At 70.7% G+C, this 2352-nt stretch carries 1 protein-coding gene; it reads left to right on the forward strand.

Translation table 11 applies throughout. The annotated features are described in order from the left end of the window. The coding region (locus tag HMPREF0321_RS00715) for an Rne/Rng family ribonuclease (RefSeq protein WP_006943446.1) at positions 1-2352 on the forward strand (2352 nt) is incomplete at both ends.

A 2352-nucleotide genomic window follows, 5' to 3' on the forward strand; every position in this document is an offset into this window, starting at 1 on the left:
GCGTCGTCCGACGACGCCGCTCAGGGCTCGCGCGAGGGCGCGGACGAGGCGGGCGAGAAGCAGTCCGCCGACACCGACGACAACCACGACGAGAACGACGACGAGCTGACCCCGCGTCGGCGTCGTCGCGGCGGCCGTGGCCGTCGCGGCAACAAGGGTGACGACGCCAGCGACGGTTCGCAGGCTCAGCACGACGACGCCGACGGCCGCGACTCCGGTTCCAAGGGCGGCAACGCGAAGCACGACGACGCGGCGCAGGGCGACGGCTCGAAGCGCGACGGGAACGCCGCGCAGGACGGCGGCTCGAAGCACGACGACGACGCCCAGGACGACGCGGGGTCGCGCAAGCGCACGCGCCGTCGCCGTCGCAGCGGCTCGGGTCAGGGCTCGGACGGCGACGACGCGAACACCGTGACGAAGGTGCGCGAGCCGCGTCGCGCGAAGGACGAGATCACCTCCATCAAGGGCTCGGTGCGCCTCGAGGCGAAGAAGCAGCGACGACGCGAGGGCCGTGAGGCGGGGCGCCGCCGCACCGTCATCACCGAAGCCGAGTTCCTCGCACGCCGTGAGAGCGTCGAGCGCGTCATGGTCGTGCGCGAGCAGGAGGGGCGCACTCAGATCGGCGTCCTCGAGGACGGGGTGCTCGCCGAGCACTACGTCTCGCGTCAGGAGCAGGCGAGCTCGATGGCGGGCAACGTCTACCTGGGCCGGGTGCAGAACGTGCTGCCGTCGATGGAGGCGGCGTTCGTCGACATCGGCCGCGGGCGCAACGCCGTCCTGTACGCCGGCGAGGTCAACTGGGACGCCGCCGGTCTCGACAACCAGCCCAAGCGCATCGAGCACGCACTCAAGGCGGGCGAGAGCGTCCTCGTCCAGGTGACGAAGGACCCGATCGGCCACAAGGGCGCCCGCCTGACGTCGCAGATCTCGCTGCCGGGACGCTTCGTCGTCTTCGTGCCGGGCAACTCGATGACGGGCATCAGCCGCAAGCTGCCCGACACCGAGCGCGCGCGCCTCAAGCGCATTCTCAAGGAGGTCGTGCCGGCCGACGCGGGCGTCATCGTCCGCACCGCCGCCGAGGGTGCTTCCGAAGAGGAATTGCGCGCCGACGTCGAGCGCCTCATGAAGATGTGGGAGCGCATCCAGGCCAAGGCCGAGACGGCCAACGCGCCGTCGCTGCTGCACGGCGAACCGGATCTGACGGTCCGCGTCATCCGCGACGTGTTCAACGAGGACTTCGCGAAGATGGTCGTCTCCGGCGAGCGTGCCTGGAACGAGGTGCACACCTACATCTCCGAGGTCGCGCCCGACCTCGTCGAGCGCCTCGAGAAGTGGGAGGGCGACGAAGACGTCTTCGCCGAGCACCGCATCGACGAGCAGCTCGCCAAGGCCATGGACCGCAAGGTGTGGTTGCCGTCGGGCGGTTCGCTCGTCATCGACCGCACCGAGGCGATGACGGTCGTCGACGTCAACACCGGCAAGTTCGTCGGCTCCGGGGGCAACCTCGAGGAGACCGTGACGAAGAACAACATCGAGGCGGCCGAGGAGATCGTGCGTCAGCTGCGCCTGCGCGACATCGGCGGCATCATCGTCGTCGACTTCATCGACATGGTGCTCGAGGCGAACCGCGAGCTCGTCGTGCGTCGCCTGCTCGAGTGCCTGGGCCGCGACCGCACGAAGCACCAGGTCGCCGAGGTCACCTCGCTCGGCCTCGTGCAGATGACGCGCAAGCGCGTCGGCGCGGGCCTCGTCGAGGTCTTCTCCGAGACGTGCGAGTCGTGCCAGGGGCGCGGCATCGTCATCCACGACCACCCGGTCGAGAACCGCGACATCAACGGCAACGACACGAACCGCAAGGGTCGTGGCGGGCGCGGTGGTCGTGGTGGCCGTGACACCCCGGGCAACGGTTCGCACGGTTCGACCGGCGGCTCGAACGGCGGTCAGCACCAGGGTCGTCAGGACGAGGCCGGCGAGTCGAAGGCGGAGCGCGACAACGGTTTCGCGCAGATCGCCGCGGCCGCGCACGCCGCAGCCATCTCCGCGGGCGACAAGTCGGCGACGTCGAAGCCCGTCTCCACCGCGTCTGACGACGACGCCGTCATGACGGTGTCGCCGCAGGACGGCGCAGGCTCGGCTGAGGCTGCTCCCGAGACAAGTGCGCCCCAGAAGTCGGGCACGCGCCGCTCCGGCCGCGTCAAGCCGCGTTCGGAGCGCGTCGCCCAGGCTGCTGCCGACGCCTCGACGGACGCGGGCGACGTGACGAGCGCGCCTGCGGCGAACGAGGGTGCCGCTGCCGGCATCGCGACGAACGGCACGGCGGTGAGCGGTTCGGCTCCTGCCGACGCGGGCAGG

Source organism: Dermacoccus sp. Ellin185 (assembly GCF_000152185.1).
Lineage (GTDB): Bacteria > Actinomycetota > Actinomycetes > Actinomycetales > Dermatophilaceae > Dermacoccus > Dermacoccus nishinomiyaensis.